Annotated in this window: 1 protein-coding gene and 1 pseudogene; both read left to right on the forward strand. The window is 64.1% G+C overall.

The window, feature by feature from the left end; translation table 11 throughout:
* The coding region (locus tag EN969_RS31750; protein ID WP_164758696.1) for a MurR/RpiR family transcriptional regulator at positions 1-853 on the forward strand (853 nt) is incomplete at its 5' end.
* Between the two features lie 57 nt (positions 854-910).
* A pseudogene (locus EN969_RS31755) lies at positions 911-1,228 on the forward strand (acetylornithine deacetylase); the annotation flags it as partial.

The following is a 1,228-nucleotide window of genomic DNA, read 5'->3' on the forward strand; positions in this document are numbered from 1 at the left end:
AGAGAAGATCGTCCAGGTCCTGCTCGCCGATTACCCGATGTCGGGGCTGGGCACCGCAACCCGGCTGGCACGGCGCGCCGGCGTCAGCGACCCGAGCGTGACGCGGCTGATGACCAAGCTTGGCTATGTCGGCTTTGCCGATTTCCAGGCACGCCTGCTCACCGAAGTCGAATCCAGGCTGCATTCGCCGCTTTTGATGATGGAGGCCAAGCGTCCGGGCGGCTCCAGCGAAGGCACCGCACTTGCCTATTTCCATTCGGTTTCCGACAGCCTGGAGCGTACGCGCACGGCTGTGCCGGTGCAGGCCTACACGCGCGCTGTCAACATGCTGCTCGAGAGCAAGGGCCAGGTCGTGCTGCTGGGCGGCCGGTTCAGCCGGCATATCGCCTCCATGCTGGCCGGCTATCTCCTGCAGTTCCGCTCCGGCGTGCGCGACATCGGTTCGTTGAGTCCCGCCGATTTCGACCTGTTGATCGACCTTGGCAAGCGCGACCTCCTCGTCGTGTTCGATTACCGGCGCTACCAGTCGGACGTGGTGAGCTTTGCCCAGCAGGCCAAGGAGCGCGGCGTCTCCATCCTGCTGTTCACCGATGTCTGGCTGTCGCCGATATCTGACATCGCGGACCTGACCATGGTCGCGGCGATCGACGCCAACTCGCCGTTCGACACGCTGGCGACGGCCGTTGCCCAGATGGAAACCGTCTTTGCCCACGCGCTGGAGGGCCATGGCGCCGGGGTGCGCAAGCGCATCGAGGACATCGAGAAGATCCGCAGCGCCAACGCGGTCACGCTCGATACCGTCCTATCGTCATCGGCCGACGACGCCGCCAAATCCAAAGCCACAAGGAAATAGTGTCGTTGCGCTCAGTGCAGCGATGCAAAGCGCCGCGACGCAGAAAAGGAAGCGACAATGCCCGACAACCAGACCATCATCGACGCCGTGCAGGCTGAGATCGAGACCGATCGCGACTGGTTGATCGGCCTGACCCGCGACATGGTCCGCATCCCTTCGGTCAACCCCAAATTCGAGCCCAATCCGGCGATCAACCGCGAGGCGGATGTCCAGGCGCTGCTCGAACCGATCCTCAAGCAGGACGGGTTCAGGACAGAGCAATGGGATGCCTTGCCCGGGCGGCCCAATCTGGTCGGCGAATGGGCGGGAGACGAGAGCCGCAGCCTGATCCTGTGCGGCCATATCGACGTCGCGCCGACCGGCACGACGTCGATA

The organism is Mesorhizobium sp. M7A.F.Ca.CA.003.01.2.1, from assembly GCF_003998945.1.
In the GTDB taxonomy this organism is placed as follows: Bacteria; Pseudomonadota; Alphaproteobacteria; order Rhizobiales; family Rhizobiaceae; genus Mesorhizobium; species Mesorhizobium ciceri.